The 23,798-nt window shown below is 73.0% G+C and carries 20 protein-coding genes; 12 read left to right on the top strand and 8 right to left on the bottom strand.

Going from position 1 to position 23,798, the window contains the following annotated elements; translation table 11 throughout:
* Window positions 1–6: 6 nt before the first annotated feature.
* The 4 genes from ilvD to ACFC0Z_RS30220 form a co-directional block, all read right to left on the bottom strand.
* Window positions 7–1,860 carry a dihydroxy-acid dehydratase gene (ilvD, locus tag ACFC0Z_RS30235; RefSeq protein ID WP_376444585.1) on the bottom strand — a complete coding sequence of 618 codons (1,854 nt, stop codon included), beginning with the start codon at window positions 1,858–1,860 and terminating at the stop codon, window positions 7–9.
* A 122-nt stretch (window positions 1,861–1,982) separates the two neighbouring features.
* Window positions 1,983–2,594, bottom strand: a complete 612-nt coding sequence (locus ACFC0Z_RS30230) for a TetR family transcriptional regulator (RefSeq protein WP_376444583.1) — start codon at window positions 2,592–2,594, stop codon at window positions 1,983–1,985.
* The gene (locus ACFC0Z_RS30225; RefSeq protein WP_376444581.1) at window positions 2,591–3,535 is read right to left on the bottom strand and encodes a sugar phosphate isomerase/epimerase family protein; all 945 of its coding nucleotides are present in this window, start codon (window positions 3,533–3,535) and stop codon (window positions 2,591–2,593) included. The genes ACFC0Z_RS30230 and ACFC0Z_RS30225 overlap by 4 nt, the downstream gene beginning before the upstream one ends.
* A 75-nt stretch (window positions 3,536–3,610) precedes the next feature.
* Window positions 3,611–4,543: a Ppx/GppA family phosphatase gene (locus tag ACFC0Z_RS30220; RefSeq protein WP_376444578.1), complete on the bottom strand. Its 933-nt coding sequence runs from the start codon at window positions 4,541–4,543 to the stop codon at window positions 3,611–3,613.
* A 125-nt stretch (window positions 4,544–4,668) separates the two neighbouring features.
* Here ACFC0Z_RS30220 and ACFC0Z_RS30215 point away from each other — a divergent pair, with 125 nt between their 5' ends.
* Window positions 4,669–5,466, top strand: coding sequence for a hypothetical protein (locus ACFC0Z_RS30215; RefSeq protein ID WP_376444630.1), 798 nt, complete (start codon window positions 4,669–4,671; stop codon window positions 5,464–5,466).
* 27 nt (window positions 5,467–5,493) lie between these two features.
* Here ACFC0Z_RS30215 and ACFC0Z_RS30210 read toward each other — a convergent pair whose 3' ends face one another.
* A complete protein-coding gene (locus ACFC0Z_RS30210; RefSeq protein ID WP_376444575.1) occupies window positions 5,494–7,362 on the bottom strand; it encodes a hypothetical protein in 1,869 nt (622 codons plus the stop codon).
* Window positions 7,363–7,568: 206 nt separating this feature from the next.
* On the opposite strand from ACFC0Z_RS30210, the gene radA reads away from it, so the two are divergent.
* Window positions 7,569–8,975: a DNA repair protein RadA gene (gene radA / locus ACFC0Z_RS30205; RefSeq protein ID WP_376444572.1), complete on the top strand. Its 1,407-nt coding sequence runs from the start codon at window positions 7,569–7,571 to the stop codon at window positions 8,973–8,975.
* 380 nt (window positions 8,976–9,355) lie between these two features.
* Window positions 9,356–10,480, top strand: a complete 1,125-nt coding sequence (disA, locus tag ACFC0Z_RS30200; RefSeq protein ID WP_376444569.1) for a DNA integrity scanning diadenylate cyclase DisA — start codon at window positions 9,356–9,358, stop codon at window positions 10,478–10,480.
* A gap of 75 nt (window positions 10,481–10,555) precedes the next feature.
* Here disA and ACFC0Z_RS30195 read toward each other — a convergent pair whose 3' ends face one another.
* Entirely contained in the window at window positions 10,556–11,407 is an 852-nt protein-coding gene (locus ACFC0Z_RS30195; protein ID WP_376444567.1) for a hypothetical protein, read from the bottom strand.
* 201 nt (window positions 11,408–11,608) lie between these two features.
* Between ACFC0Z_RS30195 and ACFC0Z_RS30190 the strand changes: the two genes are divergently transcribed.
* The 6 genes from ACFC0Z_RS30190 (at window position 11,609) to cseC (ending at window position 17,044) form a co-directional block, all read left to right on the top strand.
* Window positions 11,609–12,292, top strand: a complete 684-nt coding sequence (locus ACFC0Z_RS30190) for a phosphatase PAP2 family protein (protein ID WP_376444564.1) — start codon at window positions 11,609–11,611, stop codon at window positions 12,290–12,292.
* A gap of 33 nt (window positions 12,293–12,325) precedes the next feature.
* Window positions 12,326–13,261 (top strand): A/G-specific adenine glycosylase, encoded by a 936-nt coding sequence (locus tag ACFC0Z_RS30185; RefSeq protein WP_376444561.1) that lies wholly within the window; start codon window positions 12,326–12,328, stop codon window positions 13,259–13,261.
* 383 nt (window positions 13,262–13,644) lie between these two features.
* Window positions 13,645–14,223 (top strand): SigE family RNA polymerase sigma factor, encoded by a 579-nt coding sequence (locus ACFC0Z_RS30180; protein ID WP_376444559.1) that lies wholly within the window; start codon window positions 13,645–13,647, stop codon window positions 14,221–14,223.
* The gene (locus ACFC0Z_RS30175) at window positions 14,208–14,951 is read left to right on the top strand and encodes a hypothetical protein (RefSeq protein WP_376444556.1); all 744 of its coding nucleotides are present in this window, start codon (window positions 14,208–14,210) and stop codon (window positions 14,949–14,951) included. Before ACFC0Z_RS30180 ends, ACFC0Z_RS30175 begins: the two co-directional genes overlap by 16 nt.
* 33 nt (window positions 14,952–14,984) lie before the next feature.
* Window positions 14,985–15,686 (top strand): two-component system response regulator CseB, encoded by a 702-nt coding sequence (cseB, locus tag ACFC0Z_RS30170; protein ID WP_376444553.1) that lies wholly within the window; start codon window positions 14,985–14,987, stop codon window positions 15,684–15,686.
* A 32-nt stretch (window positions 15,687–15,718) separates the two neighbouring features.
* Window positions 15,719–17,044, top strand: coding sequence for a two-component system sensor histidine kinase CseC (cseC, locus tag ACFC0Z_RS30165; RefSeq protein ID WP_376444551.1), 1,326 nt, complete (start codon window positions 15,719–15,721; stop codon window positions 17,042–17,044).
* 76 nt (window positions 17,045–17,120) lie between these two features.
* Here cseC and ACFC0Z_RS30160 read toward each other — a convergent pair whose 3' ends face one another.
* Window positions 17,121–18,707 carry an MDR family MFS transporter gene (locus ACFC0Z_RS30160; RefSeq protein WP_376444549.1) on the bottom strand — a complete coding sequence of 529 codons (1,587 nt, stop codon included), beginning with the start codon at window positions 18,705–18,707 and terminating at the stop codon, window positions 17,121–17,123.
* 128 nt (window positions 18,708–18,835) lie between these two features.
* Between ACFC0Z_RS30160 and ACFC0Z_RS30155 the strand changes: the two genes are divergently transcribed.
* Window positions 18,836–19,396 carry a TetR/AcrR family transcriptional regulator gene (locus ACFC0Z_RS30155; protein WP_376444547.1) on the top strand — a complete coding sequence of 187 codons (561 nt, stop codon included), beginning with the start codon at window positions 18,836–18,838 and terminating at the stop codon, window positions 19,394–19,396.
* A gap of 18 nt (window positions 19,397–19,414) precedes the next feature.
* On the opposite strand, the gene ACFC0Z_RS30150 is transcribed toward ACFC0Z_RS30155, so the two are convergent.
* Window positions 19,415–20,155 (bottom strand): M23 family metallopeptidase, encoded by a 741-nt coding sequence (locus ACFC0Z_RS30150; RefSeq protein ID WP_376444544.1) that lies wholly within the window; start codon window positions 20,153–20,155, stop codon window positions 19,415–19,417.
* Between the two features lie 492 nt (window positions 20,156–20,647).
* Between ACFC0Z_RS30150 and ACFC0Z_RS30145 the strand changes: the two genes are divergently transcribed.
* Window positions 20,648–20,992 carry a trypco2 family protein gene (locus tag ACFC0Z_RS30145; protein WP_376444541.1) on the top strand — a complete coding sequence of 115 codons (345 nt, stop codon included), beginning with the start codon at window positions 20,648–20,650 and terminating at the stop codon, window positions 20,990–20,992.
* Complete coding sequence (locus tag ACFC0Z_RS30140; RefSeq protein ID WP_376444539.1) at window positions 20,989–23,772, top strand: NACHT domain-containing protein; 2,784 nt, start codon at window positions 20,989–20,991, stop codon at window positions 23,770–23,772. The genes ACFC0Z_RS30145 and ACFC0Z_RS30140 overlap by 4 nt, the downstream gene beginning before the upstream one ends.
* Window positions 23,773–23,798 lie beyond the last annotated feature (26 nt).

Raw genomic sequence — 23,798 nt, 5'->3', positions numbered from 1 at the left:
CCGGGCTCAGCCCAGCTTCGTCACGTCCCGGACCGCGCCCTTGTCGGCGCTCGTCGCCATCGCCGCGTACGCCCGTAGGGCCGCGGAGACCTTGCGCTCTCGGTTCTTCGGCGCGTACACGCCGTTCAGCGCCTCGCGGCGGGCCGCGAGGGTGGCGTCGTCGACGAGGAGCTCGATCGAGCGGTTCGGGATGTCGATACGGATGCGGTCACCGTCCTCGACGAGGGCGATCGTGCCGCCGGACGCGGCCTCCGGGGAGGCGTGGCCGATGGAGAGGCCCGAGGTGCCGCCGGAGAAGCGGCCGTCGGTGACCAGGGCGCACGCCTTGCCCAGGCCGCGGCCCTTCAGGTACGAGGTCGGGTAGAGCATCTCCTGCATGCCGGGGCCGCCCTTGGGGCCCTCGTAACGGATGACGACGACGTCGCCCTCCTTGACCTCCTTGAGGAGGATCTTCTGGACGGCCTCGTCCTGCGACTCGCAGACGACCGCCGGGCCCTCGAAGGTCCAGATCGACTCGTCGACGCCGGCCGTCTTCACGACGCAGCCGTCGACGGCGAGGTTGCCGTGCAGGACCGCGAGGCCGCCGTCCTTCGAGTACGCGTGGGCCGCGTCGCGGATGCAGCCGCCGGCCGCGTCCACGTCGAGGGCCTCCCAGCGCTCGGACTGGGAGAAGGCGGTCGCGGAGCGGACGCAGCCGGGGCCCGCGTGGAACATCTCGACGGCCTCGTCGGAGGCGGCGCCGCCGCGGACGTCCCAGGTGTCGAGCCACTCCTTGATGGAGGGGGAGTGCACGGAGTGGACGTCCTCGTTGAGCAGGCCCGCGCGGTACAGCTCGCCGAGGATGGCCGGGATGCCGCCGGCCCGGTGCACGTCCTCCATGTAGTACGTGCGGTCCTTGGCGACGTTCGGCGCGACCTTGGCGAGGCAGGGGACGCGGCGGGAGACCTCGTCCATGTCCGGCAGGCCGTAGGCGACCTCGGCCTCCTGCGCGGCGGCGAGGAGGTGGAGGATCGTGTTGGTCGAGCCGCCCATGGCGATGTCGAGGGCCATGGCGTTCTCGAAGGCCGCGCGGGTCGCGATGGAGCGGGGCAGGACGGAGGCGTCGTCCTCGTCGTAGTACCGGCGGGTGATGTCGACGACCGTGCGCGCCGCGGCCTCGTACAGCTCCTTGCGGGCGGTGTGGGTGGCGAGCAGCGAGCCGTTGCCGGGGAGGGAGAGGCCGATGGCCTCGGTCAGGCAGTTCATGGAGTTGGCCGTGAACATGCCGGAACAGGAGCCGCAGGTCGGACAGGCGTTCTCCTCGATCCGGAGCATGTCCTCGTCCGAGATCTTCGGGTTCACGGCGTCGGACATCGCGTCGACCAGGTCGAGCGTGCGGACCGTGCCGTCGACCAGCACCGCGCGGCCGGCCTCCATCGGGCCGCCGGAGACGAAGACCGTCGGGATGTTGAGGCGCAGGGCGGCCATCAGCATGCCGGGGGTGATCTTGTCGCAGTTGGAGATGCAGATCAGGGCGTCGGCGCAGTGCGCCTCGACCATGTACTCCACGCTGTCCGCGATCAGGTCGCGGGAGGGCAGGGAGTAGAGCATGCCGCCGTGGCCCATCGCGATGCCGTCGTCGACGGCGATCGTGTTGAACTCTCGGGCGATGCCGCCGGCCGCCGTGATGGCGTCGGAGACGATCCGGCCGACCGGCTGGAGGTGGGTGTGACCGGGGACGAACTCCGTGAAGGAGTTGGCGACCGCGATGATGGGCTTCCGGCCGATGTCCGCGCCGGGTACACCGGAGGCGCGCATAAGGGCGCGGGCGCCCGCCATGTTGCGGCCGTGGGTGACTGTGCGGGACCTCAGCTCGGGCATCGTCGCTCGCTCCTCGTGACGGGTGTGCTTGTTTCGAGCGTACGCCGACGCTCCAAGATCTGGACAGGGTGTCCGGGATACGGACGGGGTGTTCAGGCTTCGGTCAGCCCACGTGCCGCGCCTCAGGCCTCGGTCAGGTACCGCTGGAGGGTCGGGGCCACCCGCGCCACGATCTCCTCCGGGTCCACCGAGGCCAGCGGCTCGACCTCGATCACGTACCGCAGGATCGCGATCCCGATCATGTGCGAGGCCGCGAGCTCCGCGCGCAGCTTCGGATCCGGTACGTCGAGCTCGGCGGCGATCCGCTCCAGGAGGCGGCGGAGCACGAAGCCCCGCAGCACCTTGGCCGCCGCCTCGTGGGTCAGCGCCGAACGGACGACGGCGAGGAGCGGGGCCCGGCTGACCGGGTTCTCCCAGACGCCGACGAAGAAGCGCGCGAGGCGCTCCCCGATGGCCTCGCGGGGGCCGCCGATGATCGCCGGGACGACGAGCGCCGGCTCGAAGGAGACCTCGATCGCGGCGGCGAAGACCTCGTCCTTCGTGCCGAAGTAGTGGTGCACGAGCGCCGGGTCGACCCCGGCGGCCTTGGCGATGCCGCGCACGGACGCCTTGTCGTAACCGCGCTCGGCGAACTGCGTACGCGCGGCGTCGAGGATGCGGGTCCGCGCGTCGGGGCCGGTCTCCTCCTCCGTACGGGAGGGACGGCCGCGCCGGCGCGGGGCCGGGTCGGTCATGGGCGCGGCACCCCTTCGGTCCGCCCGGTGGTCCGCCCGGTGGTCCGCTCGGTGGTGTGGTCGGCCGCCGGGTCGGCGGTCCGTGCGGCCGCCGGGTCGAGGGTCCGTGCGGCCGCCGGGCCGGGGGCGCGGCCCGCCGCCGAGGCGAGGTGGAGCCGGGTGAAGGCGAGGGCCTCGGCGAGGTCGGCCTCGCGTTCGGCGGCTGACATCGCGCGACGGGTGTTGACCTCGATGACGACGTGCCCGTCGAAGCCGGTGAGCGCGAGCCGCTCCAGGAGTTCGGCGCAGGGCTGGGTGCCGCGGCCGGGGACCAGGTGCTCGTCCTTGGCGGAGCCCCTGCCGTCCGCGAGGTGGACGTGGCCGAGGCGGTCGCCCATGCGGTCGATCATCGCGAGGGCGTCCGTGCGGGCGGTCGCGGTGTGCGAGAGGTCGACGGTGAAGTGCCGGTAGTCGTCCTTCGTGACGTCCCACTCGGGGGCGTACGCGAGCATCTCGCGGTCCTTGTACCGCCACGGGTACATGTTCTCGACGGCGAACCGGACGTCGGTCTCGTCGGCCATCCGCCAGATGCCGGAGACGAAGTCCTTGGCGTACTGGCGCTGCCAGCGGAAGGGCGGGTGGACGACGACCGTCGACGCACCGAGCCGCTCGGCGGCGGCCTGCGCGCGCTGGAGCTTGACCCACGGGTCGGTGGACCAGACGCGCTGGGTGATGAGGAGGCAGGGGGCGTGGACGGCGAGGATCGGGACCTGGTGGTAGTCGGAGAGGCGGCGGAGCGCCTCGACGTCCTGGCTGACCGGGTCGGTCCACACCATGACCTCGACGCCGTCGTAGCCCAGGCGCGCGGCGATCTCGAAGGCCGTCGCCGTCGACTCCGGATAGACCGAGGCCGTCGACAGGGCGACCTTCGCATCCGGAATGCGCACCACTGCTTCTGCCATCTGGACAGGGTACGGGGCGGGGCGGGGCGTCCGGCGTGGTTCCGGTCACGCCTGGCCCGGCCCCGGGACGGCGCCTCACTCCTCCGGCAGGTGGTCCAGGCGGCGCAGGATCACGCCCTCGCGCAGGGCCCACGGGCAGATCTCCAGCTCCTCCACGCCGAGCAGGTCCATCGCGCCCTCGGCGACGAGCGCGCCCGCGAGGAGCTGCGGGGCGCGGCCCTCCGAGACGCCGGGCAGGGCGGAGCGCTCGGCGACGGTCATCTCGGCGAGGCGCGGGACCCACTCCTCCAGGGCCTTGCGGGACAGGACGCGCTGGACGTACAGCCCGTCGCCCGATCCGGGTGCTCCGGCGATCCGGGCGAGCTGCTTGAAGGTCTTGGAGGTGGCCACGACGTGGTCGGGACGGCCGAAGCGGCTGAACTCGCCGACCGTACGGGCGATCTGGGCGCGGACGTGGCGGCGCAGGGCCTTCACGTCGGCGCTGTCGGCCGGGTCGCCGGGCAGCCAGCCCGCGGTGAGGCGGCCGGCGCCGAGCGGCAGCGAGACGGCCGTGTCCGGGTCCTCGTCGATGCCGTACGCGACTTCGAGGGAGCCGCCGCCGATGTCGAGGAGGAGGAGCTTGCCGGCGGACCAGCCGAACCAGCGGCGGGCGGCGAGGAAGGTGAGCCGGGCCTCCTCCCCGCCGGTGAGGACCTGGAGGTCGACGCCGGTCTCCGCCTTGACGCGGGCGAGGACCTCGTCGGCGTTGGTCGCCTCCCGCACCGCCGAGGTCGCGAACGGCAGGACCTCTTCGCAGCCCTTGTCCTCGGCGGCCTGGAGCGCGTCGCGGACGGTCGCGATCAGCCGCTCGACGCCGCTCGGCGCGATCGCCCCGCGCTCGTCGAGGAGCTCGGCGAGGCGCAGCTCCGCCTTGTGGGAGTGGGCGGGCAGCGGGCGGGCGCCTGGATGGGCGTCCACCACGAGCAGGTGCACTGTGTTCGAACCGACGTCGAGGACTCCGAGTCTCATGGGCGGAACGCTACTGCGCCCGCCCGCATAGGCTGGACTTTGTGCCAAAGACGAAGAAGGCCGACAAGGTCGGTAAGGCCGCGAAGAACGCCGACGTGAAGAGCGCCGTCGTGAAGAGCGCCGACGTGAAGAGCGCCGACGTGAAGAGCGCCAAGAAGCGGGGCAAGGGCGCGGAACCCGACGAGAAGGGCCTCGACTTCGCGCGCGCGTGGGTCGAGTTCCCCGACCCGGCCGACGACGAACAGGTCTTCCGCTGCGACCTGACGTGGCTGACCTCGCGGTGGACCTGCGTCTTCGGCAGCGGCTGCCAGGGCATCCAGGCGGGCCGGGCGGACGACGGCTGCTGCACGCTGGGCGCGCACTTCTCCGACGAGGACGACGAGAAGCGGGTCGCGTCGCACGTGGCGCGCCTGACGCCGGAGCTGTGGCAGTTCCACGACGTCGGCACGGACTCGGGCTGGACGCAGCTCGACGAGGACGGCGACCGGCAGACCCGCCGCTGGGAGGGGTCCTGCATCTTCCAGAACCGTCCCGGCTTCGCGGGCGGCGTGGGCTGCTCGCTGCACATCCTGGCCCTGAAGGAGGGCAAGGAGCCGCTGGAGACGAAGCCGGACGTCTGCTGGCAGCTGCCGGTCCGCAGGACGTACGACTGGATCGACCGGCCCGACGACACCCGGGTCCTCCAGGTGTCGATCGGCGAGTACGACCGCAGGGGCTGGGGTCCCGGCGGTCACGACCTGCACTGGTGGTGCACCTCGGCGACCTCGGCGCACGGCGCCGGGGAGCCCGTCTACGTCTCGTACCGGCCCGAGCTCACCGAGATGATGGGCAAGGAGGCGTACGAGGTCCTCGTCGGGCTCTGCGAGGCGCGGCTCGCGTCGGCGCTGCCGCTGGTGGCTCCGCATCCGGCGGACCCCGCGTAGGTCCCTCGGGGCTTCCTCCAGGACGTCCTAAGAAGAGGACGGCGGGGGTGTCGTGCCCGGGTCCGTCGTCCCGGGGTCCGTGGGTCCCGGGTCGGCCGGCCCGGGATCCGGCGTGCCCGGGTCCGTCGTCGGGGGCGGGTCGGTGGTCGGCGGGGGTGTCGTCGGGTCCGTCGTCGGGGGTGAGGTGGGCGGGTCCGTCGGCGGCGAGGTCGGCGGATCGGTGGTCGGCGGGGGTGTCGTCGGGTCCGTCGTCGGGGGTGACGTGGGCGGGTCCGTCGGCGGCGAGGTCGGCGGGTCCGTCGGCGTCGTCGGGGGCGCGGTCGGCGGGGTGGTCGGGGCGGTCGTGGCCGGCGGCGGGCCGGGCGGCTGCACGACCCGGGTCTGAGTGCGTCCCTTTCCGCTGATCCGGACCACCGCGCCCGAGGGGTTCACGCCGATCCGGGCGCTCCACGCGCGCGTGGGTTCGCGGCCGTGGTCCACGCGGACGACGACGGTGATCGTCCCGCCGGGGCGGAGGGTGCCGGAGGCCTGGCTCACGTACAGCCAGGGGGCGTCCGTCCAGAGGACCCAGTCGACGGGGGTCCCGCCGGCGGCGGTGAGGGTGAGCAGGGTGAGGTCGCCGTTCGCCCGCGCGCCGACGGTCAGCCAGCCGGGGGCCGGTTCGCCGGGGCGGGCGGGAGCCGTGGGGCCGGTGGGGCCGCCGGGGCTGACGACCTCGACCGAGACGTCGGGGGCGCGGCTGCCCTGGGTGAGGCGGGGGTCGGGGCTGGCCTGGGCGTTGCCCGCGTTCTCGTAGCGGTCGTACGGACCGCCGTCCGGGCCCGTCGGATCGTCCGCCTCGCGCGCGCTGACCCGGGTCCGGTCCCTGGGCCCCGAGTCGGCGGCCGGGGCGCCGCGGTACGAGGTCCACAGGGCGAGGACCGGGGCCGCCACGACGGCGGCGACGACGGTGGTCGTGACCGCGCGGGCGCGCAGCCGGTCGCGGCGGGCCGAGTGGTCCTTCGGGTCGAGGGGGAAGCCGGTGGGCGCGAAGCGGGGGGCACCGGCACGCGCGCGCGGGACGTGCAGCATCGCCATGTACGCGGCGGCCCTGGGCGCTTCGACGATCGGGAGCCGGGCCGGGGGCAGGGGCGCGGCGCCGGGCCAGGGGCCGATGGCGCCGACGCGCTCGGCGGCCCGGCGGCAGCGCGGGCAGTCGTCGACGTGCCGGACCAGTTCGGCGCGGAGGGCGGCCGAGAGCAGCACCCGCTGGTCGCCGGTGAGCCGGGCGACGGTGGGGCAGCTGCCGGTCTCGACGACGGCGAGGGCGGCGCGGGTCCGCTCGACCTCGCAGGCGGCGGTGGCGAGGAGTTCACGGGCGGCGAGCGGGTCGAGGGAGAGGACGGCGGCGACCTGGCGGTGGTTCAGGCCGTGCCGGAAGGCCAGTTCGAGGGCCTCGCGCTGCTCGGGGGTGGTGCCGGCGGCCTCGGGCCAGGCGAGCCGGGCGAGTTCGGCGCGGCGGCGCTCGGCGGTCGCCTCGGGGACGGGGGGCGGCTCGGGCGCGGTGACGGCGGGGCGGCCGGTGTGGGCGCCCTGGCGCTTGCGGCGCTGCTCGGCGAGGGTGCGCAGGCAGGCCCAGCGCGCGAGCGCGTACAGCCAGGCCGTCCGGCCGTCCTCGTCGGAGGGGCAGCGGCCGTGGTGGCGGTCGGCGACGGCGAGGACGTCGCCGAGGACGGCGGTGGCCGTGTCGTGGTCGCAGAGCACGGAGAGGCAGTACGTGTAGAGGCCGTCGAGCGCGGCCTCGTAACGGGCCGGGGGGCGCCGGCCGAGCGCGCGCGGTCCCTGCGCCGCGGCACCGCGACGGGCCCGGTGTGCGCCGGTGGTGCGTGTCGGGGGGTCCAGCCTGCTGCTCGTCACGGGGCGACGGTAGGCAGCGCGGGGGGCGTTCTTCGTACCGGTTGAGCACTTCTCATTCGTACGGGTGAAGCTATCGCTCGAAAGGGGACAGGAAGCGGCCGTTCCGTCACCCGATCGTGGAGGGCCGGGGCCTGGGCATCGCTGTCGGTGGCGGGGCGGGCGCGGTCTCCGGGGCGGTGTCAGTGGGGGCCGCTACGGTGTGGGACATGGCTGCCCGTACGAAAACCGCCAAGGACCGTCCGTCCTACCGCTGCACCGAGTGCGGCTGGCAGACGGCCAAGTGGCTCGGCCGCTGCCCCGAATGCCAGGCATGGGGGACGGTCGAGGAGTACGGCGCGCCCGCCGTCCGGACGACCGCGGCGGGACGCGTCTCCACCGCCGCGCTGCCCATCGGCCAGGTCGACGGCCGGCAGGCGACCGCCCGCTCCACCGGCGTCGACGAACTGGACCGGGTCCTCGGCGGAGGGCTCGTGCCCGGCGCCGTCGTGCTGCTCGCGGGCGAGCCGGGCGTCGGCAAGTCCACGCTGCTGCTCGACGTGGCGGCGAAGGCGGCCAGCGACGAGCACCGCACGCTGTACGTGACGGGCGAGGAGTCCGCGAGCCAGGTCCGGCTGCGCGCCGACCGGATCGGCGCGCTCAGCGACCACCTCTACCTGGCGGCCGAGACCGACCTGTCGGCCGTCCTCGGGCACCTCGACGCCGTGAAGCCCTCGCTGCTGATCATGGACTCGGTGCAGACCGTCGCCTCCCCCGAGATCGACGGCGCCCCGGGCGGCATGGCCCAGGTCCGCGAGGTCGCCGGCGCGCTCATCCGGGCCTCCAAGGAGCGGGGCATGTCCACGCTCCTCGTCGGTCACGTCACCAAGGACGGGGCCATCGCCGGTCCCCGGCTCCTGGAGCACCTGGTCGACGTCGTCCTGAGCTTCGAAGGCGACCGGCACGCGCGGCTGCGGCTGGTCCGCGGCGTGAAGAACCGGTACGGGGCGACGGACGAGGTCGGCTGCTTCGAACTGCACGACGAGGGCATCACGGGTCTGGCCGACCCGTCGGGACTCTTCCTGACCCGGCGTGACGTGGCCGTGCCCGGCACCTGCCTGACGGTCACGCTGGAAGGCCGCCGGCCGCTCGTCGCCGAGGTCCAGTCGCTGACGGTCGACTCCCAGATCCCCTCCCCGCGGCGGACCGTCTCCGGCCTGGAGACCTCCCGGGTCTCGATGATGCTCGCGGTCCTGGAGCAGCGGGGCCGGATCAGCGCGCTCGGCAAGCGGGACATCTACAGCGCGACGGTGGGCGGCGTGAAGCTGTCCGAGCCCGCCGCCGACCTGGCGATCGCGCTCGCGCTCGCCTCGGCGGCGAGCGACACCCCGCTGCCGAAGAATCTCGTCGCGATCGGCGAGGTCGGTCTCGCGGGCGAGGTCCGCCGGGTGACGGGCGTCCAGCGCCGGCTGGCCGAGGCGCACCGCCTCGGCTTCACGCACGCGCTGGTCCCGCCGGACCCGGGCAAGGTGCCGCCCGGCATGAAGGTGACGGAGGTGGCGGACATGGGGGACGCGCTGCGGGTCCTTCCTCGGGGGCGGAGGGCCAAGCCGGCGGAGGGGGCGGCGGGGGGCTGAGGGTCGGTGCGGGGCTGAGGGTCGGTGCGGGGCTGAGGGTCGGTGCGGGTGGGTGACACCTGCGGGTGTGGCGCCTGCGGGTGTGGCGCCTGCGGCGGGCCGTTCCCCCACCCCGCCCCTTCCCGAAACCGGGGCTCCGCCCCGGACCCCGCGCCTCAAACGCCGGCGGGGCTGAAGTGAGGGGCTCTGCCCCGGGCCCCGCGCTTCAGACGCCGGCGGGGCTGGGTATCCGGGCAACTCCTGGAGCCGTTCGCGCGTCTTCGTACCGAGGGCTGGAGCTCCCGATCCCGCCCCGCGGGACATATGGCCACGACCCCGGCCGGGTGGTGTCGCTAGACTTTGCCCTGGTCTCGCCCATCCGTACGAGCCGGAGGAGTGCAGTGGCAGCCAAGGACGGGGCAGCAGCTCCCGGAAAGTCCGGCGCGGGCTCCGGCAACGAAGCGCTGATGCGCGCCGCCCTGAGCGCGGTCGCCCCGGGTACCGCGCTGCGCGACGGCCTGGAGCGGATCCTCCGGGGGAACACCGGCGGTCTCATCGTGCTCGGCATGGACAAGACGGTCGACTCGATGTGCACCGGTGGCTTCGTGATCGATGTCGAGTTCGCCGCGACGCGCCTGCGCGAGCTCTGCAAGCTCGACGGCGCCATCGTCCTCGACAAGGACATCACCAAGATCCACCGCGCCGGTGTGCAGCTGGTCCCGGACGCCTCCATCCCCACCGAGGAGACCGGCACCCGCCACCGCACCGCGGACCGGGTCTCCAAGCAGTGCAACTTCCCGGTCGTCTCCGTCTCCCAGTCCATGCGCCTGATCGCGCTGTACGTGAACGGCGAGCGCCGGGTCCTGGAGGAGTCCGCCGCGATCCTCTCCCGCGCCAACCAGGCCCTCGCGACCCTGGAGCGGTACAAGCTCCGTCTCGACGAGGTGGCCGGCACGCTCTCCGCCCTGGAGATCGAGGACCTCGTGACGGTCCGGGACGTGACGGCGGTCGCCCAGCGTCTGGAGATGGTCCGCCGGATCGCCACCGAGATCGCGGAGTACGTGGTCGAGCTCGGCACCGACGGCCGTCTGCTCTCCCTCCAGCTCGACGAGCTGATCGCGGGCGTCGAGCCGGAGCGCGAGCTCGTCGTCAGGGACTACGTGCCCGAGCCCACGGCCAAGCGGGCGCGGACGGTCGCCGAGGCGCTCACCGAGCTGGACGCGCTCACCCACACCGAGCTCCTGGAGCTCCCGGTCGTGGCGCGCGCCCTCGGTTACAGCGGTTCGCCCGAGACCCTCGACTCGGCGGTCTCGCCGCGCGGCTACCGGCTCCTCGCGAAGGTGCCGCGGCTGCCGGGCGCGATCATCGAGCGGCTCGTGGAGCACTTCGGCGGGCTGCAGAAGCTCCTCGCCGCGAGCGTGGACGACCTCCAGACGGTCGACGGCGTCGGCGAGGCCCGTGCCCGCAGCGTCCGCGAGGGTCTGTCGCGGCTCGCGGAGTCCTCGATCCTCGAGCGGTACGTCTGACCCGAGACAGACGAGGAACGGCCGGGCGGTGGCAACCGCCCGGCCGTTCCTCGTGTGCTCTGTGTCTGGTCTCGCTCAGTCCTTCGCCAGCGTGAACGACGCCGGGGACACCTTCGCGCCCGGCATCGTCGCCTCCACCAGGTACGTCCCGGGGCCCGCCCGGCCCGCCGGCGGGGTGGCGCAGGCCGGGGCGCTGCGGTCGCGGTCCCACGCGACGGTGTGGGTGACCGTGGCGTGCGCGGGGAGGCTCAGCAGGACGGGGGCGGCAGATGCCGGGCAGTCGTCGGAGGCCCAGACCTGGTCGTCCTGCTTGTCACTGATCGTCAGAACCGCGCTGCGCGGCCCGAAGTCGGCCTTGCAGGCGGTGTTCGACGTGTTCTCGACGACCAGCTGGAACGTCGGCTTCTCGTCGGCCTCGTAGGTGAGCTTGACGCTGCGCAGGGTCAACTTCAGGGATCCGACGGGGCAGTTCGGGAGCGGGGAGTTCGCCGGGACCCGCTGTCCCGCGCCGGTGCCCGCGCCGCCGTCCCCGCCCGCGCCGTCGGTGTCGCCGTTCTTGCCGACGCCCGCGGTGCCGGCGTCCGCGCCCGCGTCCGTACCGGCGTCCGTGCCGGTGCCCGCACTCGTACCCGTACCGGATCCGGTGGAGTCGCCGTCGCCGGAGTCGCCGCCGTCGCCGGACTCGTCCCGGCCGCCGGGCTGTTGGCTGATCGCCGGCCCGGTGCCGGCGGGTCCCGGCGTGATGGAGGGGGGTGTGGGGGCGGGGCCGTTGGCGGCGTCGCCCGTCTTCTTGCCGCCGCCGTCACCCGAGGTGAGGGCCCAGACGGAGAGCAGGGCGAGAACCGCGACCAGGCACAGCGCGACCGCCCTCCGTCGCCAGTAGATGGTGGAGGGAAGCGGCCCGACCGGATTGCGCAAAGATCCCACGACCGAACCTTACGAGAGATCCGGTCCAACTCCGGCCCCACCCGCCGCTCAAGGTCCCAAGTTTTACCGATGATCACATCCGTCCCTGACGGGAACTTTCCTGGAACTCGCTTGTGGAGGAAGGGAATCGGGTGGATACGGCGTTTCCGGAGCGGTCGGCGCGGGGCGAAGGGCCCCGGATTCCGGTTAGCGTCGTGCACCATGGACTCCCTCCTCGACCTCTCCGAACGGCTGTATCTCGACGTCGCCGGCTTCGCCCACTCCACCCCCCACTGGTTCCAGTGGCTCGCCGAGGTGTGGACCGAGCTGGGGCTGCTGCTCTTCGGCGTCCTGTTCCTCGCCGGCTGGTGGCGCTCCCGCGAGGGTTCGAGCCGGATGATGGCGCTCGCGCTCCTCGCGCCGCTCGCCACCGCCTTCGGTTACGTGGTGAGCGAGGCCCTGAAGTCGCTGATCGACGAGGAGCGGCCGTGCCGGGCGGTCGTCGGCGCGCCCGCCGCGCTCGTGGACTGCCCGGCGTACGGCGACTGGTCCTTCCCCAGCAACCACTCGGCCATCGCGGGGGCCGCCGCCGTCGCGCTCGCGCTGTCCTGGCGCGGGATGGTCTGGCTGACCGTGCCGATGGCGCTGCTCATGGCCTTCTCCCGGGTCTTCGTCGGCGTGCACTACCCGCACGACGTGACCGTCGGCCTCCTCGTCGGCGCCGTGGTCGCCTTCCTCGTCATGCGGCTCGGCGAGCGGCCGGTGCGGTCCCTGGTGGAGACGGCGAGGTCGAGCCGGAACCGGACCGTCCTGTGGTGTGCGGGGCGCGGGGTCGGCGCACACTCTGCCGCGCACGCCCCCGCGCACGCCGAACGGCGTGAGCGCGCGCGCCACGGCGCGTACTGATCCCGCGGCGGACGTGCCAGGATCGGAGGTGCCATGACTTCCATCGACGCTCCCTCCCCGATCCCCGTCCGCGCCTCCGACACGGACCCCGCCCTCCCGCAGGAGCTGCACGGGCCCGTCCTCGCCTGGTTCGACCGGCACGCCCGCGACCTCCCCTGGCGCCGCCCCGAGGCCGGGGCGTGGGGGGTGATGGTCAGCGAGTTCATGCTCCAGCAGACCCCCGTCGTCCGGGTCCTCCCGGTGTACGAGCAGTGGCTCGCCCGCTGGCCGCGCCCGGCCGACCTGGCCGCCGAGGCGCCCGGCGAGGCCGTGCGCGCCTGGGGGCGGCTCGGCTACCCGCGCCGGGCCCTGCGGCTGCACGCCGCGGCCGTGGCCATAACGGAACGGCACGGCGGCGACGTACCCCGCGATCACGGGCAGCTGCTGGCGCTGCCCGGGATCGGCGAGTACACGGCGGCGGCGGTGGCCTCCTTCGCGTACGGGCAGCGGCACGCGGTCCTGGACACCAACGTGCGCCGGGTCTTCGCGCGGGCCGCGACCGGCGTCCAGTACCCGCCGAACGCGACGACGGCCGCCGAGCGCAGGCTCGCCCGGGCGCTGCTCCCGGAGGACGAGGCGACCGCCTCCCGCTGGGCCGCCGCCTCGATGGAGCTCGGCGCGCTGGTCTGCACGGCCCGCAACGAGGACTGCGGCCGCTGCCCGATCGCCGAGCGCTGCGCCTGGCAGCTGGCCGGGAAGCCGGCCCACGACGGTCCGCCGCGGCGCGGCCAGACGTACGCGGGCACCGACCGGCAGGTGCGCGGCCGGCTCCTCGCGGTCCTGCGCGAGGCGACGGACCCGGTCCCGCAGGCCGCCCTGGACGCGGTCTGGGACGAGCCGATCCAGCGGGGCAGGGCCCTGGACGGCCTGGTCTCCGACGGCCTGGTCGAACCGCTGGACGGCGGCCGGTACCGCCTGCCCCTGACCTGAGGCCGGGGCCGCGACGGGCGCGGGCGCGGGCCGGGGGGCCGGGAGGCCGCCTCCCCCGGCCCGCGCGGCCCCGGTCCCGTACCCCCGTGGCCCGCGCGGCCCTGGTCCCGCATCCCTGTGGGCCCGCGCGCCTCCGGTCCCGCACCCCCGACGGGCCCGGGCGGCCCCGCCGCGCATCCCCGTGGGCCCGCGCGGCCCGTCCCGTACCCCCACCGCCCGCGCTGTTACACAACCGACGGGTAGCCGTGCGTCCGCCGACGGCTGGACCGCACAGTGCCGTGACAACTCCTCCGTAGCGTCGGCGACGACAACGAGGACACACGCGGGACATCACGCGGGGCAACACGCGGGACATGCGGTCACGGGGATCGGAGGCGGTTCGGATGAGGCACGGCGAGGTGCTCGACTTCGAGGAGTACGTACGCACGCGGCAGGACGCCCTGCTGCGCAGCGCGCGCCGGCTCGTGCCCGACCCCGTCGACGCCCAGGACCTGCTGCAGACCGCGCTCGCGCGGACGTACGGCCGCTGGGACGGCATCGCCGACAAGTCCCTCGCCGACGCCTACCTCCGCCGCGTCATGATCAACACCCGCACCGAGTGGTGGCGCTCCCGCAAGCTGGAGGAGGTGCCCACCGAGCAGCTCCCGGACGCGTGCGTCGACGACCGGACCGAGCAGCACGCCGACCGGGCCCTCCTCATGGACGTCCTCAAGGTCCTCGCGCCGAAGCAGCGCAGCGTCGTCGTCCTGCGCCACTGGGAGCAGATGAGCACGGAGGAGACGGCGGCGGCGCTCGGCATGTCGGCGGGTACGGTGAAGTCCACGCTCCACCGCGCGCTGGCCCGGCTCCGTCAGGAGCTGGAGAGCCGCGACCTCGACGCCCGCGCCCTGGGCGACCGGGCCGGGGAGCGGACCGACGGCCGAGGCGACGAGAGGGGGCTGGGGCGGTGCGCGGCAGCCTAGACGCCGGCAGTGGGGCCGAGGCCCGGAGAGGCCCCGGCGGGACGGGCGGTGCCCCCGGCCGTGCCGGAGGGCCCGCGCGGCCCCGGCGTACCGCCACGGCGGCGAGCATCACGGCGGTGGCCGGGCTCGTCGCCTTCGGGCTGTTCCTGACCGCCTGCTCCACCGGCGGTACGGGCTCCCGCGACGAGGGCGCGGCCCGGGTCGACGAGACCGCGGCCGCCGCGCCGAGCCCCGCCGCCCAGTCCTCCTCGGGCGACCCGCGCGCCGCCGCCCGGGTGGATCCGATCGCGCTCCTGAAGGCCGACCCGAAGATCGGCACCCGGTTCAAGGACGATCTGAAGCCCTGTGTCGCCGACAGTTATCCGGTGGACGCCTCCTACGGGAATCTCACGGCCGGGATCGCCCCCGATGTCGTCGTCAACGTGATGACCTGCGGCGATGCCATCGGCATCGGCACGTATGTGTACCGGAAGGAGGGCAACCGGTACGAGAATGTCTTCATGGCGGAGGACGCGGCCGTCTACGGCACGATCGACCGCGGCGACCTCATCATCACCAAGCAGGTGTACGCGAAGGGCGACCCGGTCGCGTACCCCTCGGGCGAGGACGTGATCACGTACCGCTGGGCGGGGAACAAGTTCACCCAGCACGACTGGGTGCACAACGACTTCAGCCGCGCCGTCGACGGCGCCGTCGACCCCTCGCCGAGCGAACCCGCCGAGAACTGATCCCTCCCCCACTCTGAAGGACACCCACGCACGATGGCCGAAACCCATGTCCTCTTCGTCGAGGACGACGACGTCATCCGTGAGGCCACCCAGCTCGCCCTGGAACGGGACGGCTTCCGGGTCACGGCCATGCCGGACGGCCTCTCCGGCCTCGACGCCTTCCGGGCGCGGCGGCCGGACATCGCCCTCCTCGACGTGATGCTGCCCGGCATGGACGGCGTCAGCCTCTGCCGCCGCATCCGCGACGAGTCGACCGTCCCGGTCATCATGCTGTCGGCGCGCGCCGACTCCATCGACGTCGTCCTCGGCCTGGAGGCCGGGGCCGACGACTACGTCACCAAGCCCTTCGACGGCGCCGTCCTCATGGCCCGCATCCGGGCCGTCCTGCGGCGTTTCGGCCACGCGGGCGGCGCCGGCTCCGGGGAACACGGCGACGGGCAGGCCGACTGCGGGCTGCTCTCCTTCGGCGACCTGGAGGTCGACACCGAGGGCATGGAGGTCCGCAAGGACGGCAAGCCGGTCGCGCTGACCCCGACCGAGATGCGGCTGCTCCTGGAGTTCTCGACCGCGCCCGGCACCGTCCTGTCCCGCGACAAGCTCCTGGAGCGGGTCTGGGACTACGGCTGGGGCGGCGACACCCGGGTCGTGGACGTCCACGTGCAGCGGCTGCGCGCCAAGATCGGCCAGGACCGGATCGAGACGGTCCGGGGCTTCGGCTACAAGCTCAAGGGCTGAGCGTGCCGATCCGACGACCGGGGAGGCGCCTCGTGAGACCCCCCGCCCTGCGCACCGGTGTCCGGTGGAAGATCGCCGTCGCCATCGCGGCGGTCGGCGCCCTCATCGCCGTCACCCTGAGCGTCGTCGTGCACAACGCCGCCCGCATCTCGATGCTCGACAACGCGCGCGAGGTCCAGATGGAGCGGCTGCTCTTCGCGCAGCGGATGTACGAGACCTCGAAGCCGAAGGAACCCCGTTTCGGCACGAAGATCAACGACCCGGCGCTGCCCCGCCAGCTCGACCAGCTGATGCGGGACCGGCGGCGGGGCACGTACGTGCAGGAGCACCGGCACGGCGGGCCGCCCGACGTGTGGGCCGCCGTGCCGCTGGCCAACGGCGACGTCCTGTCGCTGCACATCCCCTTCGCCGACCGCAGCACGGCGATCATGAAGGACCTGGACCGGGCGCTCGTCATCGGCTCGGTCTCCGTGGTGTTCGGCGGCTGCGCGCTCGGCGTGCTCATCGGCGGCCAGCTCTCTCGGCGGCTGCGGAAAGCCGCCGCCGCGGCCGGCCGGGTCGCCCAGGGCAACACGGACGTGCGGGTGCGGGACGCGATCGGCGGAGTCGTACGGGACGAGACCGACGAGCTGGCCCGCGCGGTCGACGCCCTGACCGACGCCCTGAACGAGCGGATCGAGGCCGAGCGGCGGGTCACCGCCGACATCGCGCACGAGCTGCGCACCCCCGTGACCGGGCTGCTCACGGCGGCCGAGCTGCTGCCCCCGGGGCGCCCGACCGAGCTCGTACGGGACCGGGCGCAGGCGATGCGGACGCTGGTCGAGGACGTGCTGGAGGTGGCCCGGCTCGACAGCGCCTCGGAGCGGGCCGAGCTCCAGGAGATCGCGCTCGGCGAGTTCGTGGAGCGGCGGGTGCGGGGGCTGCGGGGGGCCGATCCCGAGGTGGTCGTCCGGGTCGTCCACGACTCCTGGGTGAACACCGATCCGCGCCGTCTCGAACGGATCCTCGGCAATCTCCTCACGAACGCCGCGAAGCACGGCAAGCCGCCGGTGGAGGTCACCGTCGAGGGCCGGGTGATCCGGGTCCGCGACCACGGCCCCGGCTTCCCCGAGGCGCTCCTCAAGGAGGGCCCGAGCCGGTTCCGCACGGGGACGAGCGACCGCGCGGGCCAGGGCCACGGGCTCGGCCTGACGATCGCGGCGGGCCAGGCGCGGGTGCTCGGCGCCCGGCTGACCTTCCGGAACGTGGCCTCGGCGGCGGGACCCGGCGGGGTGGGCGGCGCCATCGCGGTGCTGTGGCTGCCGGACCACGCGCCGACGGTCACGGGGAGCTTCCCGGTCCTGCGGTCCGCCGAGTAGGCGGCGGTACGGGGAAGGGGCCGGGTCCTGTGTGGACCCGGCCCCTTCCCCGTACCCGCTGTGCTTCTGTGTCCGGTCAGACCGTCTCGGCGACCTTCGGCGCCTCGTCGGCCTCCGCCTTCGGCGCGGCGGCCGGTCCGGCGCCGCGCAGCGCCACCTCCTTGACGAAGAAGGCGAGGACGAAGCCGAGGACGGAGACCGAGGCGGCGACCAGGAAGGCCGAGTGCGTGCCGGCGGCGACCGCGTGCTGGTAGGCCTCGCGCAGCGCCTCCGGCAGCTTGGCCAGGCTCGCGGCGTCGAGCTGCGCGGTGTGCGCGGTCAGGCCGGAGCCGCCGCGCGCCGCCATCTCGTCCTGGACCCGGTTCGTGAAGAGCGCGCCCATGATGGCGACGCCGAAGGAGGAACCGAGGGTCCGGAAGAGGGTCGTGGAGGACGAGGCGACGCCCATGTCCTTCATCTCGACGCTGTTCTGCGCGACGAGCATCGTGATCTGCATCAGGAAGCCCATGCCCGCGCCGAGGACGGCCATCCAGACGCCGGAGACCAGCCGCGAGGTGCCGGTGTCCATCGTGGAGAGCAGGAAGAGGCCGGCCGTCATGAGGGCGCCGCCGACGATCGGGAAGATCTTGTACTTGCCGGTGCTGGTGGTGAAGCGGCCGACGAGCAGCGAGACGACCATCATCGAGAGCAGCATCGGCAGGAGCAGCAGGCCGGAGTTGGTCGCCGAGGCGCCCTGGACGGACTGCTGGAAGATCGGCAGGTAGAGGACCGCGCCGAACATGACGAAGCCGGTGAGGAAGCCGATCAGCGACATGAGCGTGAAGTTGCGGCTGCGGAAGATGTGCAGCGGCATGATCGGGTCGCTCGCGCGGGTCTCCACGTACAGGAAGGCGGCGAGCGCGGCGAGGCCGCCGGCGGTCAGGCCGACGATGGTGGCCGAGCCCCAGGCGTACTCCGTACCGCCCCAGGTGGTGACGAGGACGATGGCGGTGATGCCGACGGTCAGCAGCGCGGCGCCGAGGAAGTCGATCCGGGTGCCCGTGGCCCGCTGCTTCTTCGGCAGGTGCAGGACGGTGGAGACCATGGCGAGGGCGACGATGCCGAGCGGCAGGTTGATGTAGAAGGACCAGCGCCAGCCCCAGTGGTCGGTGATGGTGCCGCCGACCAGCGGTCCGCCGATCATGGCGAGGGCCATCACGCCGGCCATCATGCCCTGGTACTTGCCGCGCTCGCGGGGCGGGATGAGGTCGCCGATGATCGCCATGACGCCGACCATGAGACCACCGGCGCCGAGGCCCTGGATGGTGCGGAAGCCGATGAGCTGGCCCATGTCCTGGGCCATGCCGCTGAGGGCCGAGCCGATCAGGAAGATCACGATCGAGGTGAGGAAGACGCCCTTGCGGCCGAACATGTCGCCGACCTTGCCCCAGATGGGGGTGGAGGCGGCGGTGGCCAGGGTGTAGGCGGTGACGACCCAGGAGAGGTGCTCCAGGCCGCCGAGCTCGCCGACGATCGTCGGCATGGCGGTGCCGATGATCATGTTGTCCAGCATCGCGAGGAGCATCGCGATCATGAGGGCGAGGAGGACGACACGGACACTGCGCGGCTGCGGGCCGCCCGCCGTCTCCCCCTCGGCCGCCTCGGCCTTCTGTTGCGTCGCCATGTCGCTTTCCCCTGCTTCCCTCTTCAGACTTACTTGCCGCCCGGCTAGTAACTACACTGAGGAAGGTAGGGCGGTCACTAGCCGGTCGTCAAGTAAGTTTTGTGGAAAGTCGAGAGTGGAGAGCAGCCATGGCCCGAGGCAACACCCGCCAGCGCATCCAGGACGTGGCCCTCGAACTCTTCGCCGAGCAGGGCTACGAGAAGACCTCGCTGCGTGAGATCGCCGAACGCCTCGACGTCACCAAGGCCGCGCTCTACTACCACTTCAAGACGAAGGAAGACATCCTCGTCGGGATCTTCGACGACCTGACCCGGCCCATGGACGAGCTGATCGCGTGGGCGAAGGAACAGCCGCGCACGCTGGAGACCCGGCGCGAGACCCTCGTCCGCTACCAGGCGGCACTGGCCGCCGCCCGCCCGCTCTTCCGCTTCATGCAGGAGAACCAGGCGGCGGTGGGCAAGCTGAGCATCGGCATGACGTTCAAGGAACGCATGCACGACCTGACGGCCCTGCTCCAGGACCCGGACTTCTCGGTGAAGGACCAGGTGCGGGCGCTCAGCGCGATCTTCACGCTGCACGCGGGGACGTTCTTCATGATGAACAACGTGGAGGGCGACCCCGAGGAGCGGCAGGAAGCCATCCTCGAGGTCGCCCTCGACATGCTGGAGCAGGCCCACGAGGGGCACTGACTCCTTGCTCTTCGTCTCTTAGATGTTCACGCCGTGGGTCCGCAGGAAGGCGGACGGGTTGACGGCGGAGCCGTAGTTCGGGGTCGTACGGATCTCGAAGTGCAGGTGCGGGCCGGAGGAGTTGCCGGTGTTGCCCGAGAGGGCGATCCGCTGGCCGGCGGAGACCTTCTGGCCGACGTTGACCTGGATCTTCGACAGGTGGGCGTACTGGGAGTACGTGCCGTTGGCGTGCTTCACGACGATCGCGTTGCCGTACGCCGGGCCGTCGCCGCCACCGTTGGGGCCGGCCTTCACGACGGTGCCCGAACCCGCGGCCTTGACCGGGGTGCCGACCGGGACGGCGAAGTCCTGGCCGGAGTGCTTGTGGGACCACATCGCGCCGCCCTGGTTGTAGCTGGCGGTGAGCGTGTACGAGCTGACCGGCTTCACCCAGGCGTTGGCCTTCTTGGCGGCGGCCTGCTTCACCGCGGCGGCCTTGGCGGCCTTGGCCTCGACGGCCTTCGCCTGCTGGGCCTTGATGTTGGCGGCCTGGGCCTTCGCGGCGGCGGCCTTCACCTGGGCGGCGTGCGCCTGGGCCTCGGCCTGGGCGGCGACGGCCGCGGCGGCGGTCTCGGGGAGCTGGACGGGAGCCTTGGCGGCGGCCTTGCCCTCGGCGGCGAAGGCGGACCCAGCTCCGGCGACCACCGACGCTCCGAGACCCGCGGCGGCGAGGGCGGCGACGGTGACACGGGCGGCGGGGTTCATGACGCGCTTCGACATACGGGGGAGGACCTCCGGGTCAGGGGACAAACGGAACCCGTCGCGAACGGCTCTGCGTCGCTGTGCGGCGGCGCTGTGCGGCGGGCTTGCTCATCCTTGGTAACCCGGACCCCCATTTCGGCCAAAACACCCCATCTACGACATCGTGTCGTAGCGATCTTCGACGAAGATCGCCCGCGAGTACCCCCGTCGCCGCCCCTCAAAAACGGACAAAACGACCTAAGAGGATCGGTTTAGCTGCATGTCACGGCGGCTGGAGCTGCCAGGAAGCCCCTGCGGTGTCCGGTTCGGGACCCTTCAGGACCTAGGTCCCGCCGGTTGACACCGGAACGTCCCGAATCAGGGCCAAAGGTTCCTACTATTCCGGCTAGTACCCCCCGAAACCCCTGTGCGCCTTGTCACCAGCCGGGGACCCCGAAAGCGACCTGGGTCACGCAACCGAGCCTCCCGAAACGCCCTCCGGGGGCGGCTCGACGTGGGTACGTTCCGGGCATGACCGAGACCGAGACCGAGATCGAACTCGCCGACGCCATCGAGTCCGTCCGCGACCAGCTCATCACCGCCGCCACCCGCGCCACGGGGCAGGCCGTCGCCTTCGAGGTGGGCGACATCGACATGGAGTTCACGATCGAACTCCGGAGGGAGATCAAGGGCGGGGGCAAGGTGAAGGCGTGGGTCGTCGAGGCCGGGACGGACGTGAGCCAGGTGCGCGGGGTGACACACCGGGTGTCGTTCACGCTGAAGCCGCGGAACGCGGTGACCGGGGGGAGCTGGCTGGTGGGGAACCCGGACGGGGCGGACCTGTCGGACTTCGGGGGCGGAGCTGAGGGGCGGTGACGGCGGCGAGCGTGGTGGCCGTGTTCGGGCGGCTGCAGGGCAGTGGGGTGGTCATCACCCCCAGGCTGGTCCTGACCTCCGCCCACGTCGTGGGCGGAGCGCATACCGTGACGGTCGCACTCCCAGGAGAGGCCGGGCCGCGACGCTTGCACGTGGTGTGGTCCGACGACCGCCTCGACGCAGCGCTGCTCCAGAGCACCCGAACGCTGGTCGCCCGTCCAGCGGGGATAAGCCAGATCGCCACCGAGCGACCGATCCCCGGATGCGAGATCCTGGGCTTCCCCCTCATCCAGCGTTACGGGGACCGGAAACCTGACCTCGACCAGTACACCGGCACCGTCCTCCCCATGGCCGGGCTGCTGCGGCGCATCCTGACCGTCGAACTGGACCATCCGCCGGTCGCCTCCGACGAGGACGGGTCCTCCCCGCTCGCCGGCCTCTCGGGCGCCCCCGTCTTCGCCGACGGAAGAGTCCTCGGCATCGTCCGCGCCGTCCCTCGCGGGCGTGGCCATCGACGGCTGGAGTGCGTCCCCTTCACCGCCGTCTTCGCCGACAAGGAGGCGGAGCGGTTCCTTTTCGGCGTCCTCGAACCACCGACACCGGTGACCCGCACCCACCCGCGCGACCAGCCCCACGAGGAGGACTACGCCGAAGCCCTCGGCGCCGCCTACCGCCGCACCAAGATCTTCGGGCTGGACGAACTCGGCAAGCGGGCCTCCGAGTGGGATCTCGACACCGCGTACCTCTCCCTGGAAGCCAGCTCCCGCGACCAGGAGACTGTCCCAGCCTCCCGCCGCATCGACGACCTGCTCGCCACCCGCCCCCGCGTCCTGCTCCGCGGCGACGCGGGCGCCGGGAAGACCACCCTCATGTGGTGGCTGGCCGCCCACGCCGCCGCCGGGACGCTCGGCTCCGAGCTCGCCGAGCTCAACGGGCTCGTCCCCTTCGTCGTCCCCCTGCGGACGCTACGGGCGCGCGGGGACGGCTTCCCCTCCCCCGCCGAGCTGCCCGGCGTCGCCGGACTCATGATCGACGCAGCCCCCGACGGCTGGGCGGGGCGGGTCCTCGCGGCCGGGCGCGGGCTGCTGCTCGTCGACGGCCTCGACGAGGTCACCGAGTCCGACCGGGAGGACGCCCACGCCTGGCTGAGCGGGCTGCTCGGCCGATACCCCCGGACCCGGTGCGTCGCGACCGTCCGGCCCCACGCCGTGGCCGCCGACTGGCTGGCCGGCGAAGGGTTCGAGGAGCTCACCCTCCTGCCCCTCCGGGGCGACGACATCCAGGCGTTCGTCGCCGCCTGGCACGAGGCGGCACGACTCGACGCGGGCAGGGACGAGAACCTGGCAGACCTCGAACGGGACCTCGCCCAGCAGTTCCGCCACAACCCGACGCTGGCCGACCTCGCCCGTACGCCCCTGCTCTGCGCGGTCATCTGCGCCCTCCACCGGTTACGGGAGGGGTTCCTGCCCGACACCCGCTGGGAGCTCTACCGGTCCGCGCTCCAGATGCTGCTCGGCGAGCGGGACAAGCGGCGGCGCATCGACGCGCCCGACGGCATCCGCATGTCGGTCGAGGAGCAGACGCAGCTCCTCCAGCGGCTGGCGGCCTGGCTGGTCCGGGGCGGCCAGACGGAGTTCAACCGCGAGCAGGCGCTGCACCAGCTGCAGCGCGCGCTGAACGGCATGCCGAGGGTCGCGGAGCAGGGCACCCCGGACGAGATCCTCACCCACCTCCTGAACCGCAGCGGTCTCCTCCAGGAGCGGACGAACGGCGTCTACTTCTTCGCCCACCGCACCTTCCAGGACTTCCTGGCCGCGAAGGAACTCGTCGAGGACGACCAGCTGGCGGAGGCCCTCCGTCACGCCCACGACCAGCAGTGGCACGACGTCCTCCTGCTGGCCGCCGGCCACTGCACCCGGCGCGGCCTGTCGGTCCTCGTGGAAGGACTCCTGAAGGCCGGCTCCGAGACACGGAAGCGGGACCTGAAGACGACGCTGTACGTCCTCGCTGCGCTGGCGGCGCAGCACGGGGCCTGGCTGGACGGGGCGCTGAGCTCCCGGGTGCGCAAGGCGGTGAAGACGGTGGTCCCGCCACGCAGCCCCGGGGAGGTGGCTCGGCTGGCCCGGCTCGGCGAGTACGTGCTGCCCCTGCTGCCAGGCGCGGACCCGTGGCACGGCGAGGAGGCCCTTCACGCGACCGCCACTCTCATCGGTGCCGTCGGCGGCAGGGCGGCGCTGCCCTACGCCCGCGCTTTCGCCGAGGCGGGCATGGGCGGCTACTTCGCCACCGCCTGGTACGCCTTTCCCGCCGAGGCGTTCGCGCGGGAGGTCCTCCCCTACTTGCGTCCCCAGGACATGGTCACTGTCTGGACGCCGGAACAGCTTCGCCTTCTGCGGGAATCCGCCGCGCCGGTGGGCATCACCATCGCCGCGGAATGCGCTCCGGACGAGATCGTCCAGGCGCTGCGCGGGCGGGCGCTGGACACTCTGGGCGTCACGATGCATCCCCGGCTCACCGACCTGTCCTTCCTCCGCTCACTGGACTGCGGTCGCCTCCACGGTCTGGTCGTCAGCGGCGACTCGTTCCCCACCGACGTCGAGGCGGTGGCCGAGATCCCGTCCCTCCGCGCCTTCTCGGTCCACCGCCGGCTCGTCCAGGACGCGAAGCTGGACCTCACCCCCCTGCGGTCGTGTCCCAAGCTCCTGGTCACCGTCCAGGGAACCCACCGCAAGAACATCCTCGGCGCCGACGCCCTCGGCGACCGCCTCACCATCACATGACGAAGGGGCGGCCCCGGAACCGTTGC

It is taken from the genome of Streptomyces sp. NPDC056144 (assembly GCF_042264145.1).
Lineage (GTDB): Bacteria > Actinomycetota > Actinomycetes > Streptomycetales > Streptomycetaceae > Streptomyces.
The sequence above is the reverse complement of the archived record's forward strand: the minus strand, read 5'-3'. Positions and strand labels throughout refer to the sequence as shown.

Bases quoted from the DNA above. Each gene is read 5' to 3' on its own strand.
- ACFC0Z_RS30155 (WP_376444547.1), top strand. From the start codon at position 18,836: ATGGCCCGAGGCAACACCCGCCAGCGCATCCAGGACGTGGCCCTCGAA.
- ACFC0Z_RS30160 (WP_376444549.1), bottom strand. From the start codon at position 18,707: ATGGCGACGCAACAGAAGGCCGAGGCGGCCGAGGGGGAGACGGCGGGC.
- ACFC0Z_RS30220 (WP_376444578.1), bottom strand. From the start codon at position 4,543: ATGAGACTCGGAGTCCTCGACGTCGGTTCGAACACAGTGCACCTGCTC.
- ACFC0Z_RS30230 (WP_376444583.1), bottom strand. From the start codon at position 2,594: ATGACCGACCCGGCCCCGCGCCGGCGCGGCCGTCCCTCCCGTACGGAG.
- ACFC0Z_RS30145 (WP_376444541.1), top strand. From the start codon at position 20,648: ATGACCGAGACCGAGACCGAGATCGAACTCGCCGACGCCATCGAGTCC.
- ACFC0Z_RS30180 (WP_376444559.1), top strand. From the start codon at position 13,645: ATGAGGCACGGCGAGGTGCTCGACTTCGAGGAGTACGTACGCACGCGG.
- cseB (WP_376444553.1), top strand. From the start codon at position 14,985: ATGGCCGAAACCCATGTCCTCTTCGTCGAGGACGACGACGTCATCCGT.
- ACFC0Z_RS30190 (WP_376444564.1), top strand. From the start codon at position 11,609: ATGGACTCCCTCCTCGACCTCTCCGAACGGCTGTATCTCGACGTCGCC.
- ilvD (WP_376444585.1), bottom strand. From the start codon at position 1,860: ATGCCCGAGCTGAGGTCCCGCACAGTCACCCACGGCCGCAACATGGCG.
- ACFC0Z_RS30185 (WP_376444561.1), top strand. From the start codon at position 12,326: ATGACTTCCATCGACGCTCCCTCCCCGATCCCCGTCCGCGCCTCCGAC.
- radA (WP_376444572.1), top strand. From the start codon at position 7,569: ATGGCTGCCCGTACGAAAACCGCCAAGGACCGTCCGTCCTACCGCTGC.
- ACFC0Z_RS30150 (WP_376444544.1), bottom strand. From the start codon at position 20,155: ATGTCGAAGCGCGTCATGAACCCCGCCGCCCGTGTCACCGTCGCCGCC.
- ACFC0Z_RS30225 (WP_376444581.1), bottom strand. From the start codon at position 3,535: ATGGCAGAAGCAGTGGTGCGCATTCCGGATGCGAAGGTCGCCCTGTCG.